Raw genomic sequence first — 21,356 nt, 5'->3', positions numbered from 1 at the left:
GGGAACCAGAACAATGAACGCCAATCTCGCCGCCATTCTCTACATCGTCTCGGGGGTGTTGTTCATCCTCGCGCTGCGTGGCCTTTCCAGTCCCGTGACCAGCCAGGCGGGCAACCGTAACGGCATGATCGGCATGGCCATCGCCGTCGGCACCACCCTGGCCACCCTATGGAGCCAGGGCGCGCTGGACGTCGTGACCCTGGGTCTGATCCTGGGCGGCGTCGCCGTCGGGGGCGCGGTCGGGGCGGTCATCGCCCGCAAGGTCGCCATGACCTCGATGCCGCAACTGGTCGCCGCCTTCCACTCGCTGGTCGGCATGGCCGCCTGCCTCGTGGCCGTGGCCGCCATCTATACGCCCGCCGCCTACGGCATCGTCGGCGCGGACGGACACATCCATCTCAACAGCCTGATCGAGCTGTCGCTGGGCCTGGCCATCGGCGCGATCACCTTCACCGGTTCGGTCATCGCCTTCGCCAAGCTGAACGGCAACATGGGCGGCGCGCCGATCATGCTGCCCGCTCGCCACCTGCTGAACATCGCCCTGGCCCTGGGCATCGTCGCCCTGGTCGTGGTGCTGGTGGTCTCGGGCGGCGCGGCGATCTGGGCCTTCTGGGGCATCTTCGCCCTGGCCCTGATCATCGGGATCACCCTGATCATCCCGATCGGCGGCGCGGACATGCCGGTCGTGGTGTCGATGCTGAACAGCTATTCCGGCTGGGCGGCGGCGGCCCTGGGCTTCACGCTGGAAAACACCACCCTGATCATCACCGGCGCCCTGGTCGGCTCGTCGGGCGCCATCCTCTCGTACATCATGTGCAAGGCGATGAACCGCTCGTTCGTCTCGGTGATCCTGGGCGGCTTCGGCGCCGCCGACGCTGTCGCCGGTCCCGGCGGCAAGGTCGAAAGCCGTCCTGTCAAGCAGGGCTCGGCCGACGACGCCGCCTTCATCATGAAGAACGCGTCCAAGGTCATCATCGTCCCCGGCTACGGCATGGCCGTTTCCCAGGCCCAGCACATCCTTCGCGAGATGTGCGACAAGCTGAAGGAAGAGGGCGTGGAGGTGAAGTACGCCATCCACCCGGTCGCCGGCCGGATGCCGGGCCACATGAACGTGCTGCTGGCCGAAGCCAACGTCCCCTACGACGAGGTCTTCGAGCTGGAGGACATCAACAGCGAGTTCTCGACGGCCGACGTGGCCTTCGTGATCGGCGCCAACGACGTCACCAACCCGGCCGCCAAGACCGACCCGACCAGCGCCATCTACGGCATGCCGATCCTGGACGTCGAAAAGGCCCGCACGGTCCTCTTCATCAAGCGCGGCATGGCCTCGGGCTATGCCGGCGTCGAGAACGAGCTGTTCTTCCGCGACAACACGATGATGCTGTTCGGCGACGCCAAGAAGATGGTCGAAGGCATCGTGAAGGGGCTTTAGGGCCTCTCACTGCCACAAACGACGAAGGCCCCGGCGGTGACGCTGGGGCCTTTTTCGTTTCAGGCCGTGGCGCCTTCGGTGTGAAGAGCGCCAGCCGCCTCGAGCTTCATACGAATATTGCTGGGATCGGAGTCATAGCCGTTGGGCCAGGCCGGGACGCCCATTTCCAGGAAGACTCGAGCAAAGAAGGTCTCATCGTGGAGCGGGAGCGCCATTTCGCCTCGTGACATCTTGATATCGCTGAAGTCGAAGACGCCAAACGAGCCATCCGAGAAGGCGATATCGAGTCTATGACCCGGAAGGGCCGCTACGCGGACAGCCTTGACGAGCTTAAAGGTCATGGTTGGTCCAATCCCCTTATCCGGAACGTTGGTTGGTCATTATACGCGCGATACCAATTGTCCGCCAACGCGGCCTGATTGGCTCGGATCCACCATGCGATCTGAGCGCGCTGGGTGCGCGGCAGCTGCCCCGCGATGATTTCGCCCGTTGTGATGTCGAATAGCGCCTCGCGGTCCTGATACTCCGCGTGGAGGTGGGGCGGGTTGTGGTCGCTGAAATAGATGCGGATGATGATGCCGAAGAAGGTCGAAATGATCGGCATACGGCGCTCCATTCCGATTTCAACCTATCCGATATTTTATTCTTTTTGCAATCCTAACGAAACAAAGGCCCCAGGGTTACCTGGAGCCTCTGTCGCGGGGTGTGGGGGAGTGGGTGTTTTGGTTAGCCGTTCTCATGCTCACTTGGCGGCCAGCTCGACCGCGTTGCTGCGGGCGGCGAAGGCCAGGGCCTTGCGTTGTTGCTTGGGCAGTTGGGCGTTCACTTCGCGGTGGACGTCGGCGACGCAGGCGCCGAGCGAGGTGTTCAGGCCTTCGCTGCTGCGTTGCTTGGCGCGGCACAGGGCGTCGCCGGCGGTGGAGATACGGGCCTTGAAGATCGCGGCTTGCGACGGGCTCGACAGGTCCAGGTCGGCGAACGAGACGGTGGCGACCGGCTCGCGCTCGGCGGCGTTGGCGGCTTGGGTCAGGCCCAGAACCGGCACGGCGGCGAGGCTCAGGCTGGCGACGGTGGTCAGGCTCATGATGAACTTGCGCATTTGAAGTATTCCCTCTGGCTTGGCGCATTTCCCTGCGCCGATGAATACTGTGTATTCCCGAGAGTTCGCGAAGTCCCGTTACGTCTCCTTCATGACCTGTAATTAAAGAAGTGTCCGGATTTTAATGAAATGAAGTTCCTGTAATATTTTACGATTACATGACGATGCTGATCGAGTGTCGATGCGCGCTTGGCGGCATGGTTAGCGAATGGTTAAGCTGCGCCCTGTTTTCGCCCCATGCGACATTCATACACCCCGGCCATTCATCACCCCGAAAGGTCAAGCATGAGAGCTAGACGCGCGCGGCGCGGTCCTCTCCTTGACCGAATGTCCGAGAGGAAAGCGGTTTGATCCCCAAGAGCCTGGCTGTTCAGTCGCCGCACGTGCGCGTCGCCTTCTTCACCATGCTGGGCGTCGCGGCGATGGCGGGAGCGCTGAACGGCGCGGTGGCGCTGGGCGAGTGGGTGTCCCATGCGGCCCCCGTCTCCAATCCGACGCCGGCCATTGTTCCGACCGCGCCGACCGTCGAGGACGAGGCGGAACTCGCGCCGCCGCTGCCGGCCTATCAGTTCGACGCGCCTCTGCCCGGCCGGGTCGTCAATTCGCCGTTCGGCCTGCGCCAGCTGCCTTGGGAAGAGAACGGCCGCCTGCACCAGGGCGTCGACATCGCCGCCCCCAGCGGCGCGGCGGTCAAGGTCGCCGCCGACGGCGTGGTCAAGGCCACGGGCCTGTCGCCGACCTATGGCCGCTATGTCCAGGTCATGCACAAGGGCGGGCTGACCACGCTGTACGCCCACCTCGCCGGCCCGGCCCGGGGCGTCAAGCGCGGCGTCTATCTGCGGCGCGGCGAGACCGTAGCCTATGTCGGCAATTCGGGTCGCTCGACCGGCTCGCACCTGCATTTCGAGATCCGCAAGGGCGACAAGGCCCTGAACCCCAGCTTCTTCCTGGGCCGCAGCTTCGCGGAGGCTGACGACCTGCCGCTGAAGGCCGCAGGCCGGGTGCCGAAGACGGTCCGTCTCGCGACCGTCTCCAAATGGCCCAAAGGCATGACCAAGGCGGGCAAGGACGGCGTCACCGTCACCCGCGTGAAGGGCGGTCGCGTCCGCGCCACCATCCCCGTCGTGGGCGGCTCGATTCCCAGCGTGGCCGGCTAGCGCGCACAGCGCTCCAGGTTTCGGATGCAATCCGAAGCCGACAGACTTTAAAACTCCGCTCAGAGAGCATCGCGTTCTCGACGCGTCACAAAGCGCTACTACATTGAACGCCATGATCCAGTTTCTCGGCCGTGGCGTCGCGGGTTTCGCGCTCTTGCTTTTGTCCTACATCGCCGTCGGCGGGCTGGTGAGCGCCTCGGGCGCGCCCAAGCCGCGCGGCCAGCTGGTCGAGATCGAGCCGGGGCGCAAGCTGCGGCTGGTCTGCGAGGGGCCCAGCAGCGAGCGCCCGGTGGTCTGGCTGGAGGCCGGCGCTTTTGGCTTCGCCGCCGATTGGGGCGCCGCGCAAGAGGCTCTGACCGCCGCCGGCTGGCGCTCGTGCGCCTATGACCGGGCCGGCATGGGCTATTCGCCGAAGGGGCCCAGCCCGCGCGACGGCCTCGCCATCGTCACCGACTTCGAGAAGCTGGTCGCCGCCTCGGGCGAGCCCGGCCCCTACATCCTGGTCGGCCACTCGATGGCGGGCCTGCGACTGCGGGAATATGCCGGCCGCAATCCGGACAAGATCGCCGGCCTTGTTCTCCTTGACGCCGCCACGCCCGAGGCGGCGCAGAACCCGCGCATGAAGAGCTTCATCGACGCCTTCGCCAGCATCTCGAAGTGGGCCGCGCGCGGCGCTTCGATCGGCCTCTATAAGCCGCTGGTCCACACGCGCCTGGGCGACAAGATCGACCTGCCTCCGGCCGCCAAGGCCGAGAAGGGCTGGGCCTTCGCAAGCGGCCGCCACAACCGCACCTCCGCCGACGAGGTCGCTTTGTGGCCCGAGGCCTCGCGACAGGCCGGCGAGCAGCCGGCCTATGATCCCAAGTGGCCGGTGGCCGTGCTGACCGCTGGCCCGGTCAAGGGCCGCGAGAGCTGGAAAGAGCTGCAGGCCGCCCCGGCCCGCGCCTCCCAGCATGGCATGGTCGACCACGTTGAGGCCGCGACCCACACCCTGCTGATCGGCCGCCGCTTCGCCGACCACATCGTCCGGGCGGTGGCCTTCGTGGCCGACGCTCGCCAGAAGGGCTGATACAACTTTCGGAGCAGTCGATTCGGGAGGGGATCATGGTCAGCGCCGTCAGCCTGGAGGGCGTCAGCAAGACCTATGACGACTTCCACGCCGTCCGGGACGTCAGTTTCGAGGTCCCCGCCGGGCGGATCACCGGCTTCCTGGGTCCCAACGGCGCGGGCAAGACCTCGACCATCCGCATGATCCTGGGCCTGCTGCCGCCCAGTGCGGGCAGGATCACGGTGCTGGGCGCCAGCGACGCCACCAAGGTCCACGAGCAGATCGGCTTCCTCCCCGAGGAGCGCGGCCTCTACAAGCGCATGACCCCGATCGACGCCATCGCCTTCTTCGCGGGCCTGAAGGGCGTGCCGGAGGCCGAGGGCCGCAAGCGCGCCAAGGCGATGCTGGAAGCCCAGGGCCTGGGCTTCGCCATGAAGCGGCCGATCAAGGACCTGTCCAAGGGCATGGCCCAGAAGGTCCAGCTGATCTCGGCCCTGGCCCATGAGCCCGAACTGGTGGTGCTGGACGAGCCGTTCTCGGGCCTCGACCCCGTCAACCAGCAGGCCCTGGAGGCGATGATCCGCGAGATCGCCGCGCGCGGGGCCACGGTGCTGTTCTCCACTCACGTGATGCAGCACGCCGAGCGCCTCTGCGACAGGGTCGTGCTGATGGCGCGCGGGCGAAAGGTGTTCGATGGTGACGTCGCCACCGCCCGCTGCGCCGCGCCCCGAGCCCTGGTGCTGGAGGGCGATCTGCTGGCCGAGCAGGTCATGGCCTTGCCCGGCCTGGGCGCGGTGACGTCCGAGCCGCTGCCCGACGGCGGCTGGCGGCACGTGGCCGTCCTGCCAGAGACCGGCGCGGGTCAGGACGCCCTGAAGGCCGCCTTCGCCCGGGATCTAGCCCTTCGCCGGTTCGAGCTCAAGGAGCCCAGCCTGCACGACGCCTTCATCGTCCTGACGGGAGACCAGGCATGAGCCGCCTGCTGAAGATCGCCCGCCGGGAATACCTGGCCTATGTCCGCACCGTGGGCTTCTGGCTGTCGATCGTGGCCTTGCCGCTGGTCATCGGCGTCAGCGCCACCGCGCCGTTGATGATGATGAAGACCGCCAAGCCCGAACGGCTCGCGATCGTCGACCTGACCGGCCAGAACCTGGGTCCCGCCGTCGCCAAGGCCGTGGTCGAGGACCAGAACCGCGCCGCGGCCCGCGCCCTGCGCGCGGCGGCCCTGTCGGCGGCCGGCCCGAAGGCCCAGGAGGCTGTTGGCAAGGCCCAGGCCAAGGGCGGTCAGGCGGAGGGGCTAGAGGCCCTGGCGCGCGTTAACCCGACCGCTGCGGCCCGTTTCAAGCCGCCCCGGGCCAAGGCGATCATTCTGCCGGCGTCGGCCGAGGCCCAAGCCGCCACGACGCCGCGCGAAGCGGGCCTGGTCGCGCGCCGCGACGTGGCCGACAAGCGTCTCGATTCGGTGCTGATCCTCAGCGGGCGCGACGACGCCATCGTCATGGACCTGTGGAGCCGCAATCTTGGCGCGCCGGTGCTGGAGGGTGACCTGCGCGAGGCCGTGGTGAACCTGATGCGCGAACGCGCCCTGGCTCGCGCCGGGGTCTCGGCCCGGGTCCTGAGCGCCGCCGACGACCTCAAGCCGACCTTCAACAGCCTGTCGCCCAAGGCCGCTTCCGGCGAGAAGGTCAGTCTGCGAGACCGCCTGCCGGTCATTGTCGGCTTCGCGGCCGGGATGCTGCTGTGGTCGATGGTGCTGACCGGGGCCAGCATCCTGCTCAACAGCGTGATCGAGGAGAAGTCATCCAAGATCCTCGAGGTGCTGCTGTCGTCGGCCTCGGTGCCCGAGATCATGGGCGGCAAGATCCTGGGCGTGGCGGGCCTGACCCTGACGGTCATGAGCATCTGGGCCATGGGCGGCTGGCTGGCCCTGATCCACTTCGCCCCCGGCCTGGCCGGCGACCTGCTGGCCGTGCTGCTGGGCAAGGGGCTGGTGTTCTACTTCGGCGCCTATCTGGTCGGCGGCTACCTGATGTACGCGGCGCTGTTCGCGGGGATCGGAGCGTTCTGCGAGAGCCAGCGCGACGCCCAGACCCTGCTGGGGCCGATCATGATGGTGATGACCATCCCGGTGGTGTTCATGAGCCAGGCCATCCGCTCGCCCGACGCGCCGATTCTCAGCGCCCTGTCCTGGTTTCCGCCCTTCACGCCTTTCCTGATGCCGGTGCGCATCGCGAGCGATCCGCCGCTGGTCCAGGTGCTGGGCACCACGGTGCTGATGGCCATCACCGTGGCGGCGATCATCGCCTTCTCGACCCGCGCCTTCCATGTGGGGGCGCTGGCGACCGGAAAGGTGAACCTGAAGACGCTGGTGGGCCTGATCGTTCGGCGGCAGGCGGGGTAGGGGGAGGGTCTAGCCCCCAGAAACGACGAAAGCCGCGCGGAGCACCGCGCGGCTTTCGAAATCTTCGAAACTGAAGAAGGGCTGGTCTTACCGACCGACCGGCTTCTTCGGCATCGGCAGCAGGCCTTCGCGCTGGGCGCGCTTGCGGGCCAGCTTGCGGGCGCGACGGACGGCTTCAGCCTTTTGGCGAGCGCGCTTTTCCGACGGCTTCTCATAGTGCACGTGCCGCTTCATTTCGCGGAACGAGCCTTCGCGTTGCATCTTCTTCTTCAGAGCCTTCAGGGCCTGATCGACGTTGTTGTCGCGGACGAAAATCTGGACCAGGGGTATCTCTCCATTCGACAGCCCGACCAATATTCCCAAGTCCCTCTTGAGGGGCCGGGCGGGCGAACAAAACCGGGTAACCTGAGAGGGGTTCTCCCAGGCGATGAGGGCGCGCTGATAGCAGAGGCTAGGGGCTCTGTCCATGCGCGACGCGGCCTAAACACCGGTATAGACTCGGATTCATGACGCAAATCGCCCAGACCCTTAGCCAGACCTCCGGCGAGACCGCCGGCCAAGCTTCCGATCAGCCGGCTTCTTCGTGGGCCGACGCCGCCGAGCAGCGCGTGCTGGACGAGGCCCTGCGCCTTGCCCCGAAGGCCGGCTGGAACGCCGGACTGGTCAGCCGCGCCCTGGCGGCGGCGGGTCTCAGCGACGCCGAGGGCCAACTGCTGCTGCCCGAAGGCCCGCGCGACCTGGCCGCCCTGCTGTCGCGACGCCATGACGCGGTCGCGATGGGCAATCTGCGGACGTTCGATCTGGCCACGTTGAAGATTCGCCAACGGATTCGCGAGGGCGTGGTCGCGCGCCTCGACGCCGCTCAAGAGAATGCCGACGTCTTGCGTCCGCTGGCCGCCTTCCTGGCCTTCCCGACCAACCTGGGCCTGGCCCTGAGGCTGACCTGGGAATCGGCCGACATGATCTGGCGCTGGGCCGGCGATGTGGCGACCGACGAGAACCACTATTCGAAGCGGGCGATTCTCTCGGGCATCCTGATCTCGACCCTGGCCGTCGACATGGCCTCGGGCCGCGCCTCGGCGCTGTCGCACCTGGACGCGCGCATCGACAACGTCATGGCCTTCGAGAAGTGGAAGGCGGGCCTCAAGCCGATGGACCTGGCCAGCGAGATGGTCGGAGCGCTGGCTAGGATGCGGTACGGGAAGTAGCGGCTCAGCCCCCGAACGCCGCCGCCAGGCGTTCGAACTGAGCCTGTACGGGACGCGGGGCCTCTTCGTTGGGTGATTCCACGTACATGCGGCGGTCCAGGTGGCGGACCCGCTCGTACAGGCGCTCGGAGCGCTGCAGCAGGTTCATCAGGCCGAAGGGCAGTTCCTCGATGGCCGGCGGTTCGCCCGCCGCCTCCTCGCCCAGGCGATAGCTTTCCGCGCAGGCGGCTTCCGGCGGCATTTCGCCCTCGCGCACCGCGCGCTGGACCAGCAGCCAGGAGGCGACCTGCATCAGGCGGGTGGTCAGGCGCATGCTCTCGGTGGCGTAGCCCAGGGCGGCGTTGCGGGAGAGGATCTTGCTGTCATGCCGGCCGGCGCCGTCGAGATAGGCGGCGGTCTCTTCGACCAGCTGCATGCCTTCCTCGAACGTGCGGTCGAACAGTTCCGATCGCGCGAAGTCCTGGATCACTCCAGCGCGCCAAGGCGTGTCCGCGAACGCGTTCACTTCGGTCATAGCTACTCAATGCCCCTCGAAAGGCCGCGAGGACGTCTCGCTTGGCGGAGGGGAGTGCAACCCCCGTGCCAGAACTCGCCGTCCCGTTGCGACCCACCCCCTTCGATCGACCATACTCACGAGCGTCAGAAGGCGGCTGACCGCTTAAGACGTCAGTAACCTCACCGAAACCTTAAAATAAGCCTTAGTCCAGGCGACCAAACAGCGCATTGGCGGCGTCGCGCCCGGCCTTTTTCTTGGCGAGCTGGGTCTTGGTGCGCTCGATTTCGGCCTGCAAGGCCGCGATGCGCTCCTCCAGTTCGGCGACGCCGTAGATCTCCAGATCTTCGTGCGTCGTCTCGCTCAAGGCGTGTCCGTTGAAGGCGCGAGGCTCCGAGGGCTCTTCGAACATCGGCTTCTCTCCCTTTTCCGCCAGCCATCTGACGCCTACCTAGGGTCCAAGGCAAGCATGAGAGGGAGCCCGAGCATGGCCGGAACGATGACCGCGATCGCGATCGAGGGCGGCAAGGGCGCGGCCGAGGCGCTGAAACCCGTGGAAGTCCAGCGCCCCGAGGCCGGGGCCGGGCAGATCCTGATCAAGATCGCCGCCGCGGGCGTGAATCGTCCCGATCTGCTGCAACGCATGGGGTTCTACCCGCCGCCGCCGGGCTCGCCGGAGACCCTGGGCCTGGAGGTCGCGGGTGAAGTGGTGACCGGTTCCGGCCGCTGGAAGGTCGGCGACAAGGTCTGCGCCCTGCTGGGCGGCGGCGGCTATGCCCAATATGCGGTGGTCGACGCGCGTCATGCCCTGCCGATCCCCAAGGGTCTGGACCTGGTCCACGCCGCGGCCCTGCCGGAAACCGTCTTCACCGTCTTCGCCAATGTGTTCGAGCATGGCGCCCTGAAGGCCGGCGAGACGCTGCTGGTTCACGGTGGAACGTCCGGAATCGGAACAACCGCCATCGCCATGGCCAAGGCGGCCGGCGCCAAGGTCATCGCCACCGGACGCGGCGCCGACAAGAAGGCCAAGGCTCTGGACCTGGGCGCCGACGTCGCCATCGACACCAAGACCGAGGACTTCGCCGCGATCGTCAAGGCGGCCGGCGGCGCCGACGTGGTGCTCGACATGGTCGGGGCCAGCTATTTCGAGAAGAACCTTGACGCCCTGAACGTGGGCGGACGCATCGTCTACATCGCCAGCCTGGGCGGGCCGGTCCTGGAGGCGCCAGTCATGAAGATTATGCAGAAGCGGGCGGTGATCACCGGCTCGACCCTGCGGCCCCGTTCGGCCGACGAAAAGGCCCGCCTGGCCGCCGAGGTCGAGCGTGTGGTCTGGCCGTGGATCGAGGCGGGACAGGTCAAGCCGCTGATCGACGCCACCTTCCCCTTGGCCGACGCGGCCAAGGCGCATGCCCATCTTGAGGCTGGCGAGCACGTGGGCAAGGTGGTGCTGACGGTCTAGCGCGCCATGACAAGATTTGAGAGGTTGAGGCCCTAAGCTCTGACGTTGCTTTCGTTTGCTTGATCCCCGTTCCCTTTTTTCCAGAAGCGGATTATAGCGTTCATCAACATCCCGCCCGGCCGAAAGGCCGGGCGCCGTCATTTCTGGAGGACCGCATGTCCGACATTCTGATGCCCAAGGCGACCGCTGTCTGGCTGGTGGACAACACGTCGCTGAGCTTCGAGCAGATCGCCGATTTCTGCGGCCTGCACCCGCTGGAAGTGCGTGGCATCGCCGATGGTGAAGTGGCGCGCGACATCCGCGGCGCCGACCCGATCGGCAACGGCCAGCTGACCCGCGAAGAGCTGGACAAGGCCCAGGCCAACGACGCCTATCGCATGAAGGCCCAGGTCAGCCGCCACGCCGAGCTGCTGAAGCCGCAGAAGAAGGCCCCGCGCTACACCCCGGTGTCGCGCCGTCAGGACCGTCCGGACGCCATCGCCTGGTTCCTGCGCCACCACCCGGAAGTGACCGACGCCCAGATCTCGAAGATCCTCGGCACCACCAAGGCGACGATCGAGCAGGTCCGCGCCCGCACGCACTGGAACGCGGCCAACATCAAGCCGATCGATCCGGTCACCCTGGGCCTGATCGGCCAGCTGGAGCTGGACGCCCTGGTCAAGAAGGCCGCCGAGAAGAAGGCCAAGGACGACCTGAAGAAGGGCATCCTGCCGGAAGACCCGACCCTGCGCCCCGCCTCGGAAGGCGGCCAGTTCGAGCCCGAGGTCGAGGAAGAGGAAGAAGACTTCCGCGCCAAGCGAGGCGACCTCAAGGCCGAAGACGTGTTCGGCAAGGCCGGCGCTTACGTGGACGAGGACGACGAGGACTAAGCCTCGCTTCCAAGCTGAAAAAAGCAGAGGCCCCGTTCCGTGCTGGAGCGGGGCCTCTCGTTTTTCGGCTGCTACACTTAGCAGCTAGTGAAGTCGCGCCCTCAGGCCCTCGATCTCCTCCTTCAGCCGAAGCTTCTGACGCTTGAGGTCTCTAAGCGCCGTTCCGTCGCTACCCGGTCGACTGGTCTCCTCCTGGATCTTGCGGTCGAGGACCTCGTGACGGGATCCAAGCTCGCGGATACGGGATTCGATGGCCATGGCTCTCGGCTCCATTGCTGTTGGAGAAGAAAGTGAACACCCGCTGCGCGGCGCTGTCAGATCACATATGATTGCAAGCGGCCGCGCTTGACGTAGCCAATTTCACTCCCAAGGCGGACGAAAATTTACCATGACCGATGCTCCGAAGACCGCCGATCGGACCCATGAGCGTCCCAGGCTGGTGGTTGGAATTTCAGGGGCTTCCGGCGTGGTCTACGGCGTCCGGATCCTGGATGCGTGCCGCGAACTGGGCGTCGAGAGCCACCTCGTCGTGTCGAAATCGGCGGTGCTGACCCTGCAGCAGGAGACCGGCCAGTCGATCGGCGAGCTCAATGAGCGGGCGGATGTTGTCCATCGCGTGAGCGACATTGGGGCGGCTGTCGCCTCGGGCTCGTTCCGGACGCTGGGGATGGTCATCGCGCCCTGCTCGGTGCGGACGATGAGCGAAATCGCCACTGGCGTAACGTCCTCGCTGCTGACGCGGGCCGCCGACGTGACGCTGAAGGAGCGTCGGACCCTGGTGCTGATGGTGCGCGAGACCCCCCTGCATCTGGGCCACCTGCGGACCATGACCAAGCTGGCCGAGATGGGCGCGGTGATCGCCCCGCCGCTGCCGGCCTTCTACGCCAAGCCGGCCACGATCGCCGAGATGGTCGACCAGTCGGTAGGGCGGGTGCTGGACCTGTTCGACCTCGCCTGGCGGCCCGTGAAGCGCTGGGGCGAGGATCTCGAAACCATCCGGGAGGCCCTCTCCGGCAAGGGCGCCGAAGGCGAGGAAGGTTAACGGCGATGCGGCTGTGGGACTGGGCTCTCGAGGCCTATGCGCGTCAACCTGTCGCGGAGGCGTGCCTGAATTTGCAGGACGCCCACGGACAGAACGTGCCCTACCTGCTTTGGGCGGCGTGGATGGCGGGGGAGGGGCGCACCGCCGATCTCAAGGACGCCGCCAAGGTGATGCGCGCCTGGGACGCCGAGGTCGGCGCGCCTTTGCGGGGCGTGCGCCGGGCGCTGAAGCCGACGCGCCCGCCGGTCGACGACGCCGCCAAGGAGGCCCTGCGCGACGCCGTGAAGGCCGTCGAACTGAAAGGCGAGCGGGTTCTCATGGAAAGTCTGGAGGCCCTCAGCGGTCCGCCGGACGCGCCGGCGCCGCTGCTGGACGGCCTTGTCGCCGCCGCTCAAGCGTCCGGCGACCCGCCGCGCCGCGCCGCGCTGGAAAAGCTGGCGACGGCGCTTGAATTAACATCGGGCTGAGCGCCTTTACGGGTCGTCAGCCTTTGCTATCTAAATCCCTACTGGGGCCCACCTGAGATTTAAGTCCATGAACGACGATGATCCGTCGGAAGACACCGACATTTCGATCGAACGTCGGCTTGGCCTCCTGCGCGAGGACCATAAGGACCTCGACGACGCCATCCTGGCCCTGCAAGAGCGCTACCAGCCCGACATGCTGCAGATCGCCCGCCTGAAGCGTAAGAAGCTGGCCCTCAAGGACGAGATCGGCCGGCTGGAAGATCAGCTGACCCCGGACATCATTGCTTAATTAGCCCGCGACCGCCTTTACGCACGCCGCACGGGCTTCGAGCGTCAGGTCCTTGGGCATGACGACCCGCTGGAAGTCCAGCATCGCCTTGCCTTCGGGCTTGAAGCGGATCGTGCGCTGCGCGCCGGCGTCCTCGACGACGTAGGCGATCTCCACCGAGCTGTCCCCGGGCTTGCCGCCCTGACGACCCAGCCGCTTCATGCCGTCGCGCAGGCCCGCCGCGTAGGCGGGACCGTCAGGTTTCACCCCGGTGATCACGCCGGTCTTGGCGCTGGCGTCGGCGTCGAAGCCCACGTCGAATTCCGGCCGGCTCACCCCTTCCACCGTCAGGCAGCCGCCGAAGGCGTCGGGCGGCAGGACGATCGGCTCGCCCTTGATGACCCAGCGCTCGATCTCCGGCGTCAGGTCGACGCCGGTCCGGGCCTTGACGATGCGCGGCAGCAGGTTGGCGGCCGCGTGGTCCCATTCGGCGGGGTCTCGACCCTTGGCGTAGTCGCGCATGGCTAGCATCACAGGATCCAGGCCCCCTTGGGTCTTCAACCGGGTCTCCAGCAGCAGTGCGATCAAGGCGCCGCGCTGGTAGGGCAGCTTGTGCACGGCCTTGTCGTTCCAGAAGCGTTCGGCGATCGCGGCGTTCGGCAGGGCGCGGCCGGGCGAGGTCCCATAGGCCTCCAGCGCGGCGTTCCAGGCGGCGACGAAGGTCTCCAGGTCCACGAACCCCGAGCGCAGCGACAGCTTGCGGGCGTAGTAGTCGGTGAAACCCTCGCTGACCCAGTAGCCCAGAGGCTCCTCGGGCCCGTCCTTGAGGCCGCCGATGCGGTTGGAATTCCACGTGTGGAAATATTCGTGGGCCAGGAACAGCTTGTAGTCGTTCAGGGCCACGTTGCGGGTCGAGATCACCGCGAAGGCGTCGCCCACCCCCGTTCCGCGATACGAGGTCCAGCCGGTTGGACCGTCCTGGTCGACCAGGGTGATCAGGAAGGGCTCCTTGCCGTCGCCCCAGAAGGCGCGGCTGGCCGTGATGGTCTGGGCGGCCATGTCGGCGAAGGCTGCGTCCGTGAAGCCGAACTTGCCGCGCACGGCCAGCCGCAGGGGCGCGCCGGCGGCGTCCCGCTGAAGGAGGGTGAGGTCCTTGTAGGCTACCGCGACGCTTTCGCTGATGGCGTTGACCGTTCCCGTCTCGCGGCCCAGCGACTCCAGGTCGGAGGCGAAGACCAGGCCCGAGCCCGCAGGGTCCCAGGAAAAGCGCGCCTTGTCGTCGTCGCGGCCCTCGGGCGTCACGAAGACGGTGTGGCCGATCACATAGAAGCCGTCGGGCCCGACGATCGGCTGGCCGTAGTTAGGACTGTCGACCGGCGGCTCGCCGTCATAGGCCGAGACCACCCGATAGCGGACGGTCAGGGGCGCGCGAGGCTTGGACTTGATGGTCCAGGTCTTCTCGTCGGGGCGCGACAGCGTCCCGCCGGTGACGACGGGGTCCTTGATGAAGCGCCAGAGCTTTTCGCCGCCGCCCCAGTCCTGGGGCACGCGCAACCGTGTCTCGCCGTCGGCGTCGGCGGGCAGGGTGATCGTCACCGACAGGGCCGTGACCTTGCCGTTCTCGATGACCGGAGCGAGGCGGTAGGTGTCAATGGACGGCGTCGCGGCCAGGGCCGGCGTGGCGACGAAAGCAGCGGCGGCGGCGCACAGCAGGGCTCTGGTGATCAAGCGACGTTCCCCCAAGTCGGCGCGCACCCTAGGAGCGCCGCCGGGGGGCGGTCAGCTTAAAGTTTCGTCACGCGGCGATCCGGGTCGCTTCCAGGTCGCGGACCGCCCGCAGCAGGCGCCCGGGGGTGATCGGCTTTTCCAGGCGCGCGTCAGCGTGCTGGTCGTCCTTCAGCAGGCGGCCGTCGATCGCCGAAGCCATCAGGGTGGCGGCCCCAGGCCGGGCCTTGCGTACGGCGCTGACCAGTTCGCCGCCGTTCATGCGCGGCATCGAATGGTCGGTAATAACCAGGTCGGGCTTGAACTGCTCCAGGGCCTCGAAGGCTTCCTGGCCGTCCTGGCACATCAGGACATCGAAGCCTGCTTCGGCGAGGGTGATCTGGTAGATCATCGAGAGGACCGGATCGTCCTCTGCGATCAAAATACGTTGCATTCGCCCGCACCCACCCATGCTTAATAGATCGTGAAAAGCAGTTAGCGCGACCGGTCGACGAGAGTCCCGGTGCGAAAGGTCGCATCACCTTCGGTTGTTCTGTCGCGCGCAGCGGCGGGAAATGCGAGGGACAACGGCTCCGGCCTTGCTCAACCGCTGAAGCGCCCGAGGATGCTCAAGCGGAGGCTTGCTTGCGCTTGCGGACGAACATGGCCGCGTCGGCCTCGGCCAGGGCTTCTTCCGGATCGGCGCCGGGCTGGATCTCGCGCACGCCGTAGGAAATGTGCAGCGGGGCCGACCACTCGCCGAATTCGACCGGTACGGAGCGGACGGCGTCGGCCAGGCTCTGGGCCTTGGACAGGGCGGTCTCGTTGTCGGCCTGGGCCAGCAGCACGGCGAACTCGTCGCCGCCCATGCGGCCCACGATGTCGCTCTCTCGGACATTGGCCAGCAAGCGCTTGGCCACGGCCTTCAGGGCCTCGTCGCCGGCGGCGTGGCCGAAGCGGTCGTTGACGGCCTTGAAGTTGTCGAGGTCGAAGAACACCACGCTGGCCGGCGACCCATAGCGTTGGGCGAAGGCCGAGACCCGCTTCATCTCGCGCAGGAACGCCCGACGGTTCAGCACCGGCGTCAGCACGTCCATGTCGGCCAGGCCCTGCGCCTCGTTCAGGCGCAGTTTCAGCATGGCGACCTCGTTCCGCAGGTCGTCGATCTCGCTCATCAGGGTCTGCAGCGCCTCGATGACCTTCGGGGTCATGTCGGCTTCCGACAGGCCCAGGAAGGCGGCGCTGTCGGGAGCCGTCACCTCACGCGCCGCGACCTGCGCGCCGGCCCGGGCCAGGGCGCGCTTGCGGATAGCGGCGAAAGGTTCGGTTCGGGCGCCGGAGATCTTCATGAGTTCACAGGGAATCGTTATGGCACAGCTAGCGTTAAGGTTAACGGGAACGCCGTTCGACGCAATCGGGGGCGCCGATAAGCCGCAGGCGCGGATCGACGCGCCCACTCTAAAGGCGACCCCGGAACGTTTTGTGTCGTTTTGGGCTTGCCGCAGCAGGCGGACCCGCATACGGGGCGGCTTTCCGACGCTCGCCGAAAAGAGACGACGCCGATGACTTCGACCACGCCGCCCGTCGCCATCATCATGGGCAGCCGCTCGGACTGGCCGACCATGAAGGGCGCGGCTGACGCGCTGGACGCTCTGGGCGTGGCCTATGAGGCCAAGGTTGTATCGGCCCATCGCACCCCCCAGCGCCTGTTCGACTTCGCCACGGGCGCGGAAGCGGCCGGCTACAAGGTGATCATCGCTGGAGCCGGCGGCGCGGCCCATTTGCCGGGCATGGCCGCCTCGATGACCAACCTGCCGGTGCTGGGCGTGCCGGTGCAGTCCAAAGCGCTGAGCGGCCTCGATTCCTTGCTCTCCATCGTCCAGATGCCCGGCGGCGTGCCGGTGGCCACCCTGGCGATCGGCGAGGCGGGGGCCAAGAACGCCGGCCTGCTGGCCGCCCAGATCCTGGCGCTGTCGGATCCGGCCCTGAACCAGCGCCTGACGGCCTTCCGCCAGGCCCAGACCGACAGCGTCGCCGAGAGCGTCGAGGACTAAGAACACATGGCTGAGTTTCCCCTCGTTCCCGGTTCGACCATCGGCATCCTCGGCGGGGGGCAGTTAGGCCGCATGCTGGCCCAGGCCGCCGCGCGCCTGGGCTTCGACGTCGTCATCCAGGATCCGGAAGAGAACTCCCCCGCCGGCCGCGTCGCCGCCCGCCAGATCGTGGCCGCCTATGACGACCGTTGGGCGCTGAAGCGCCTGGCCGAGGCCTGCGACGTCGTCACCTATGAATTCGAGAACGTCCCGGCCGACACGGTTTCTGAACTCGCTTCGCTCGGCGCGGTGGTCTCGCCGGGCGCCAAGGCCCTGGCCGCCGCTCAGGACCGCGTGATCGAGAAGAGCTTCCTGGCCGAGATCGGCGTGCCCACCGTGGCCTTCTCCCCGGTCCACGACAGCGAGAGCCTGGCCGCCGCGGTGGCCAAGATCGGCGCGCCTTCGCTGCTGAAGACCCGCCGCGACGGCTATGACGGCAAGGGCCAGGCCTGGATCCAGAAGGCTTCCGACGCCGAGGCCTCGTTCGAGAAGATCGGCCGGCGCGCCGCCATCCTGGAAGCCCCCGCCGACTTCGGACGCGAGCTGTCGGTCATCGCCGCACGCGGCCGCGACGGCGAGATCGCCTGCTATCCGCTGTCGGAGAACCACCACGAGGGCGGCGTGCTCAAGCGCACCTCCGCGCCCGCCAAGGTCACGCCAGCCACGCGCGACCAGGCCGAGACCATCGCCATCAAGATCCTGACGGCGCTGGACTATGTCGGGGTGATCGGTGTGGAGCTGTTCGAGCTGGCCGGCGGCAAGCTGCTGGTCAACGAGTTCGCCCCGCGTGTCCACAATACGGGCCACTGGACCCAGGACGGCTGCGAGGTCGACCAGTTCGAGCAGCACATCCGCGCCGTCGCCGGCTGGCCGCTGGGCCCGACCGAGCCGCACCACCATGTCGAGATGACCAACCTGCTGGGCGCCGACGTCGACGCCTGGCGCAAGCTGGCCGCCGAGCCGGAGACCCGCGTCCACCTCTACGGCAAGGGCGAGGCCCGTCCGGGACGCAAGATGGGCCACGTGAACCGGCTGCGGCCGCTGCGGGACTAGTCGGCGTCGCGACGCCGATCCCCATTCTCTCATCATTCCGGCCCTGAGACTCAGGGTCCGCCGAGCGTCCGCCAAGCGGCGGACCTAGCCGACAGGCGCGGACCGCCGATGACGCTTCCAATGACCTTGAACGCCCCCTGAGAGGAGGGCTGGCAGCGCCGCGCGCCGACGAACGATTTGCCTTTGTACTTATTATATTATAAATAGACCCCAAAATGGTCGGCCTCGGCCTTATTGGGGATGGAAATGGGCGACGGTAACGCAGGCAAGCGCCTGCGCAGTAGCGGTACCTACGGGAAACTGGATCGCGACGGCTTCATTCACCGGTCCTGGATGAAGAGCCAGGGCCTGCCTGACGACGTGTTCGACGGGCGGCCGGTCATCGGCATCTGCAACACCTGGTCGGAAATAACCCCCTGTAACGCCGGCCTGCGCGACATCGCCGAGCACGTGAAGCGCGGCGTCTGGGAAGCTGGCGGTCTGCCCCTGGAATTCCCGGCCATGTCGCTGGGCGAGACCCAGATGCGGCCGACGGCGATGCTGTTCCGCAACCTGCTGGCCATGGACGTCGAGGAGTCGATCCGGGGCAACCCGATCGACGGCGTCGTGCTGCTGGGCGGCTGCGACAAGACCACGCCGGGCCAGCTGATGGGCGCGGCCAGCGTCGACCTGCCCACCATCGTCGTCTCGTCCGGCCCGATGCTGAACGGCAAGTTCCGCGGCAAGGACATCGGCTCGGGCACCGACGTCTGGAAGTTCTCCGAGGCCGTCCGCGCCGGTGAAATGACCCTGCCGGAATTCATGTCGGCCGAGAGCGGCATGAGCCGCTCGCCGGGCACCTGCATGACCATGGGCACCGCCTCGACCATGGCCGCCATTGTCGAGGCCATGGGCATGAGCCTGCCCTACAACGCCTCGATCCCCGCCGTGGACGCCCGCCGGGCCGCCATGGCGCACCATACAGGCCGCACGATCGTCAAGATGGTCCACGACGGCCTGACCATGTCGCAGGTGGCCACCCGCGCCGCCTTCGAGAACGCCTTGCGCGTCCACGCCGCCATCGGCGGCTCGACCAACGCCGTCGTCCACCTTCTGGCGCTGGCCGGACGCCTTGGCGTTAAGCTGGACCTCGAGGACTTCGACAACCTCTCGCGGGACGTGCCCCTGCTCGTCGACCTGCAGCCATCGGGCCGCTTCCTGATGGAGGATCTGCACTATGCGGGCGGCCTGCCGGCGGTGATGAAGCAGATGGCTCCGTTCCTGAACGGAGAGGCTCTGACCGTTTCGGGCGCGGCGATCGGCGATCAATACGACAAGGCGGAGGTGTTCAACGCCGAGGTCATTCGCTCGCTCGAGGCGCCCGTGAAGCCCGACAGCGGCATCTGGGTGCTGCGCGGCAATCTGGCGCCGGGCGGGGCAGTGATGAAGCCTAGCGCCGCGACCCCTGAATTGCTGACGCACACGGGCAAGGCGGTGGTCTTCGAGACCATCGAGGATTTCAAGGCCCGCATCGACGACCCGGACCTGGAGGTCGACGAGACGTCGATCCTGGTGCTCAAGGGCTGCGGTCCCAAGGGCTATCCGGGCATGCCGGAAGTCGGCAACATGCCGCTTCCGACCAAGCTTCTGGAAAAGGGCGTCAAGGACATGGTCCGCATCAGCGACGCGCGGATGAGCGGAACGGCCTTCGGCACGGTGATCCTGCACGTCTCGCCCGAGTCCGACGCGGGCGGCCCTCTGGCCGTGGTGCGCAGCGGCGACGTGATCACCCTGGACGGACCCGCGCGCGCCCTGACCATCGCGATTTCCGACGAGGAGATGGCCGAGCGCCTGACGGCCTGGCGCGCCGACCGTCCGGCCCCGACCTATAAGCGCGGCTACGCCAAGCTCTATGTCGACCACGTGCTGCAGGCCGACAAGGGCTGCGACCTGGACTTCCTGGTCGGCGCGTCCGGCTCGGTCGTCACCCGCGAAAGCCACTGATGGATCCGTCCGTCTCGATCTTCGGCGACTGGGGCACCTCGCGGCTGCGGCTTTACCTGCGACAGGGCAAGAGCGTGCTGGACCGTCGCGACGGCCCCGGCGTCAGCGCCTTGACCCAGTCGCCGGAGCGGACCTTTCTCGACCTGATCGGCGACTGGCGCGAGGCTCAGCCTTCGGGCGCGATCCTGTGCGGCATGGTCGGCTCGCGCATTGGCTGGGCCGAGGCGGCCTACGCCCCTTGCCCGGCCACGGCCGGCGACCTGCGCGAGCGGGTGCTGAAGATCGAGGCCGACGGCCTGCCGGTGTCGATCATTCCGGGCCTGTCCTGCATCAATCCGCTGGGCGGCCCCGACGTCATGCGGGGCGAGGAGACCCAGATTCTGGGCGCCCTCGAACTCGATCCGGCCCTCAAGCAGGGCCGCCATCTGCTGGTCCTGCCCGGCACCCACAGCAAGTGGACCGTGGTCCAGGACGGCGCGATCACCGGCTTCCTCACCGCCCCGGTCGGCGAGACCTTCGCCCTGCTGCGCCAGCACTCGACCCTGGCGGCCGGTGTCGGCGCGGATGTCCAGGGCTCGCCCGAAGGCTTCGCCATGGGCTTGGCGCGGATCACCGAAAAGGGTCCGGCCGTGCTGTCGCACCTGCTGTTCGAGACCCGCGCCCGGCAACTTCTGGACGCCCTGCCGGCCGCCGACGCCATGGGCTTCCTGTCGGGTCTGCTGATCGGCGCCGACGCCGCCGCCGCGCGCCAATGGTTCGGCGACCTCTGGCGGGTCACCCTGGTCGGCGCGCCGGCTCTCAATGATTTCTACGGTCGAGCCATCGCCGCGCACGGCGGTCGCACCGTGGCTGTCGACGGCGACAGCGCCGTGCTGGCCGGCCTTTCGGTCCTTTCGCCCCAGAACAACAGTGAGTTCCATGTCCTCGCCTGAAGCCGCCGCCCCTCGTCCCCCGCCCATCGTGGCGATCCTGCGGGGCGTGAAGCCCGACGAGGTCGTGGCCATCGCCAAGGCCCTGGTCGACGCCGGCGTCCGCGCCATCGAGGTGCCGCTGAACTCGCCCGAGCCGCTGGAAAGCATTCGCAGGCTCTGCGAAGCCTATGGCGATGTAGCCCTGTGCGGCGCGGGGACCGTGCTGACAGCCCAGGCCGTCGACGACGTGGCCGCGGCCGGCGGCAAGCTGATCGTTACGCCCAACACCGATCCCGAGGTCATCGCCCGCGCCGTGGCGCTGGGCCTGACCGCCATGCCGGGCTTCGCCACGCCGTCGGAGGCCTTCGCGGCCGTGAAGGCGGGCGCCAAGGCGTTGAAGCTCTATCCCGCCAGCAGCTTTGGTCCCGGCCACATCAAGGCGGTCAAGGACGTGCTGCCCAAGGACATCCTGGTCTACGCCGTCGGCGGCGTGGGCGCGGCCAATCTGGAGCCCTGGCTGAAGGCCGGGGTGGCCGGCATCGGCGTCGGCGGCGAGCTCTATCGTCCCGGCTACACGCCAGAGGACGTCGGCCAGAGGGCCGCCGCCCTGATCGCCGCCTGGAACGCTCAAACTCAATAAGAATAACCGTCCCTTGGGGGGAACAC

The 21,356-nt window shown here is 67.4% G+C and carries 25 protein-coding genes and 1 pseudogene; 16 read left to right on the top strand and 10 right to left on the bottom strand.

The features are described from left to right. Positions 1 to 13 precede the first annotated feature (13 nt). Positions 14 to 1,432: an NAD(P)(+) transhydrogenase (Re/Si-specific) subunit beta gene (locus CSW62_RS21365; protein ID WP_099581341.1), complete on the top strand. Its 1,419-nt coding sequence runs from the start codon at positions 14 to 16 to the stop codon at positions 1,430 to 1,432. A gap of 59 nt (positions 1,433 to 1,491) precedes the next feature. On the opposite strand, the gene CSW62_RS21360 is transcribed toward CSW62_RS21365, so the two are convergent. From CSW62_RS21360 to CSW62_RS21350, 3 genes are all read right to left on the bottom strand, one after another. Further along, complete coding sequence (locus CSW62_RS21360; RefSeq protein ID WP_099581339.1) at positions 1,492 to 1,773, bottom strand: DUF2442 domain-containing protein; 282 nt, start codon at positions 1,771 to 1,773, stop codon at positions 1,492 to 1,494. After that, the gene (locus CSW62_RS21355) at positions 1,770 to 2,036 is read right to left on the bottom strand and encodes a DUF4160 domain-containing protein (RefSeq protein WP_099582404.1); all 267 of its coding nucleotides are present in this window, start codon (positions 2,034 to 2,036) and stop codon (positions 1,770 to 1,772) included. The genes CSW62_RS21360 and CSW62_RS21355 overlap by 4 nt, the downstream gene beginning before the upstream one ends. A gap of 138 nt (positions 2,037 to 2,174) precedes the next feature. Further along, entirely contained in the window at positions 2,175 to 2,531 is a 357-nt protein-coding gene (locus CSW62_RS21350) for a UrcA family protein (protein WP_099581337.1), read from the bottom strand. Between the two features lie 347 nt (positions 2,532 to 2,878). Between CSW62_RS21350 and CSW62_RS21345 the strand changes: the two genes are divergently transcribed. The 4 genes from CSW62_RS21345 to CSW62_RS21330 all read left to right on the top strand — a co-directional run bounded on the left by CSW62_RS21345 (position 2,879) and on the right by CSW62_RS21330 (position 7,137). Next, complete coding sequence (locus CSW62_RS21345) at positions 2,879 to 3,688, top strand: M23 family metallopeptidase (RefSeq protein ID WP_233206747.1); 810 nt, start codon at positions 2,879 to 2,881, stop codon at positions 3,686 to 3,688. Between the two features lie 112 nt (positions 3,689 to 3,800). Beyond that, positions 3,801 to 4,757, top strand: a complete 957-nt coding sequence (locus tag CSW62_RS21340; RefSeq protein WP_099582402.1) for an alpha/beta fold hydrolase — start codon at positions 3,801 to 3,803, stop codon at positions 4,755 to 4,757. 35 nt (positions 4,758 to 4,792) lie between these two features. Next, a complete protein-coding gene (locus CSW62_RS21335; protein ID WP_099581335.1) occupies positions 4,793 to 5,710 on the top strand; it encodes an ABC transporter ATP-binding protein in 918 nt (305 codons plus the stop codon). Next, positions 5,707 to 7,137, top strand: a complete 1,431-nt coding sequence (locus CSW62_RS21330) for an ABC transporter permease (protein ID WP_099581333.1) — start codon at positions 5,707 to 5,709, stop codon at positions 7,135 to 7,137. Before CSW62_RS21335 ends, CSW62_RS21330 begins: the two co-directional genes overlap by 4 nt. An 87-nt stretch (positions 7,138 to 7,224) precedes the next feature. Here CSW62_RS21330 and rpsU read toward each other — a convergent pair whose 3' ends face one another. Beyond that, complete coding sequence (gene rpsU / locus CSW62_RS21325; protein ID WP_099582401.1) at positions 7,225 to 7,461, bottom strand: 30S ribosomal protein S21; 237 nt, start codon at positions 7,459 to 7,461, stop codon at positions 7,225 to 7,227. 182 nt (positions 7,462 to 7,643) lie between these two features. Between rpsU and CSW62_RS21320 the strand changes: the two genes are divergently transcribed. Further along, positions 7,644 to 8,345: a COQ9 family protein gene (locus CSW62_RS21320; RefSeq protein WP_099581331.1), complete on the top strand. Its 702-nt coding sequence runs from the start codon at positions 7,644 to 7,646 to the stop codon at positions 8,343 to 8,345. A gap of 4 nt (positions 8,346 to 8,349) precedes the next feature. Here the strand turns inward: CSW62_RS21320 and CSW62_RS21315 are convergent, their stop codons facing one another. Both CSW62_RS21315 and CSW62_RS21310 read right to left on the bottom strand, forming a co-directional pair. After that, entirely contained in the window at positions 8,350 to 8,859 is a 510-nt protein-coding gene (locus tag CSW62_RS21315) for a DUF1465 family protein (protein ID WP_099581329.1), read from the bottom strand. A 184-nt stretch (positions 8,860 to 9,043) separates the two neighbouring features. Continuing rightward, on the bottom strand, positions 9,044 to 9,250 hold the full coding sequence (locus CSW62_RS21310) for a DUF1192 domain-containing protein (RefSeq protein WP_099581327.1): 207 nt from the start codon (positions 9,248 to 9,250) through the stop codon (positions 9,044 to 9,046). A 75-nt stretch (positions 9,251 to 9,325) separates the two neighbouring features. Between CSW62_RS21310 and CSW62_RS21305 the strand changes: the two genes are divergently transcribed. After that, complete coding sequence (locus CSW62_RS21305) at positions 9,326 to 10,300, top strand: NAD(P)H-quinone oxidoreductase (protein WP_099581325.1); 975 nt, start codon at positions 9,326 to 9,328, stop codon at positions 10,298 to 10,300. Positions 10,301 to 10,455: 155 nt separating this feature from the next. Further along, the gene (locus tag CSW62_RS21300) at positions 10,456 to 11,169 is read left to right on the top strand and encodes a DUF1013 domain-containing protein (protein ID WP_099581322.1); all 714 of its coding nucleotides are present in this window, start codon (positions 10,456 to 10,458) and stop codon (positions 11,167 to 11,169) included. Between the two features lie 84 nt (positions 11,170 to 11,253). Here CSW62_RS21300 and CSW62_RS21295 read toward each other — a convergent pair whose 3' ends face one another. Continuing rightward, positions 11,254 to 11,427, bottom strand: coding sequence for a YdcH family protein (locus CSW62_RS21295; protein ID WP_099581320.1), 174 nt, complete (start codon positions 11,425 to 11,427; stop codon positions 11,254 to 11,256). Positions 11,428 to 11,557: 130 nt separating this feature from the next. Between CSW62_RS21295 and CSW62_RS21290 the strand changes: the two genes are divergently transcribed. The 3 genes and pseudogenes from CSW62_RS21290 to CSW62_RS21280 all read left to right on the top strand — a co-directional run bounded on the left by CSW62_RS21290 (position 11,558) and on the right by CSW62_RS21280 (position 12,967). Continuing rightward, a complete protein-coding gene (locus CSW62_RS21290; RefSeq protein WP_099581318.1) occupies positions 11,558 to 12,211 on the top strand; it encodes a UbiX family flavin prenyltransferase in 654 nt (217 codons plus the stop codon). Then, positions 12,153 to 12,678, top strand: a pseudogene (locus CSW62_RS21285) (TIGR02444 family protein). Before CSW62_RS21290 ends, CSW62_RS21285 begins: the two are co-directional and overlap by 59 nt. A 67-nt stretch (positions 12,679 to 12,745) precedes the next feature. Further along, positions 12,746 to 12,967: a YdcH family protein gene (locus tag CSW62_RS21280; RefSeq protein ID WP_099581314.1), complete on the top strand. Its 222-nt coding sequence runs from the start codon at positions 12,746 to 12,748 to the stop codon at positions 12,965 to 12,967. Here the strand turns inward: CSW62_RS21280 and CSW62_RS21275 are convergent, their stop codons facing one another. From CSW62_RS21275 to CSW62_RS21265, 3 genes are all read right to left on the bottom strand, one after another. Next, positions 12,968 to 14,674 (bottom strand): M61 family peptidase, encoded by a 1,707-nt coding sequence (locus CSW62_RS21275; RefSeq protein ID WP_233206746.1) that lies wholly within the window; start codon positions 14,672 to 14,674, stop codon positions 12,968 to 12,970. Positions 14,675 to 14,741: 67 nt separating this feature from the next. Then, entirely contained in the window at positions 14,742 to 15,104 is a 363-nt protein-coding gene (locus CSW62_RS21270) for a response regulator (RefSeq protein ID WP_099581312.1), read from the bottom strand. A gap of 175 nt (positions 15,105 to 15,279) precedes the next feature. Continuing rightward, on the bottom strand, positions 15,280 to 15,999 hold the full coding sequence (locus CSW62_RS21265) for a GGDEF domain-containing protein (RefSeq protein WP_099581310.1): 720 nt from the start codon (positions 15,997 to 15,999) through the stop codon (positions 15,280 to 15,282). Between the two features lie 213 nt (positions 16,000 to 16,212). On the opposite strand from CSW62_RS21265, the gene purE reads away from it, so the two are divergent. The 5 genes from purE to CSW62_RS21240 all read left to right on the top strand — a co-directional run bounded on the left by purE (position 16,213) and on the right by CSW62_RS21240 (position 21,330). Further along, the gene (gene purE, locus CSW62_RS21260; RefSeq protein ID WP_099581308.1) at positions 16,213 to 16,704 is read left to right on the top strand and encodes a 5-(carboxyamino)imidazole ribonucleotide mutase; all 492 of its coding nucleotides are present in this window, start codon (positions 16,213 to 16,215) and stop codon (positions 16,702 to 16,704) included. A 6-nt stretch (positions 16,705 to 16,710) separates the two neighbouring features. Continuing rightward, positions 16,711 to 17,796, top strand: a complete 1,086-nt coding sequence (locus CSW62_RS21255; protein ID WP_099581306.1) for a 5-(carboxyamino)imidazole ribonucleotide synthase — start codon at positions 16,711 to 16,713, stop codon at positions 17,794 to 17,796. A 246-nt stretch (positions 17,797 to 18,042) separates the two neighbouring features. After that, positions 18,043 to 19,779 carry an IlvD/Edd family dehydratase gene (locus CSW62_RS21250; RefSeq protein ID WP_099582399.1) on the top strand — a complete coding sequence of 579 codons (1,737 nt, stop codon included), beginning with the start codon at positions 18,043 to 18,045 and terminating at the stop codon, positions 19,777 to 19,779. Next, the gene (locus tag CSW62_RS21245; protein WP_099581304.1) at positions 19,779 to 20,711 is read left to right on the top strand and encodes a 2-dehydro-3-deoxygalactonokinase; all 933 of its coding nucleotides are present in this window, start codon (positions 19,779 to 19,781) and stop codon (positions 20,709 to 20,711) included. Before CSW62_RS21250 ends, CSW62_RS21245 begins: the two co-directional genes overlap by 1 nt. Next, positions 20,698 to 21,330 carry a 2-dehydro-3-deoxy-6-phosphogalactonate aldolase gene (locus CSW62_RS21240; protein WP_099581302.1) on the top strand — a complete coding sequence of 211 codons (633 nt, stop codon included), beginning with the start codon at positions 20,698 to 20,700 and terminating at the stop codon, positions 21,328 to 21,330. Before CSW62_RS21245 ends, CSW62_RS21240 begins: the two co-directional genes overlap by 14 nt. Positions 21,331 to 21,356: the final 26 nt, after the last annotated feature.

Source organism: Caulobacter sp. FWC2 (assembly GCF_002742625.1).
Lineage (GTDB): Bacteria > Pseudomonadota > Alphaproteobacteria > Caulobacterales > Caulobacteraceae > Caulobacter.
Note: the sequence above shows the minus strand (reverse complement) of the source record. Positions and strands in the feature narration are given on the sequence as shown.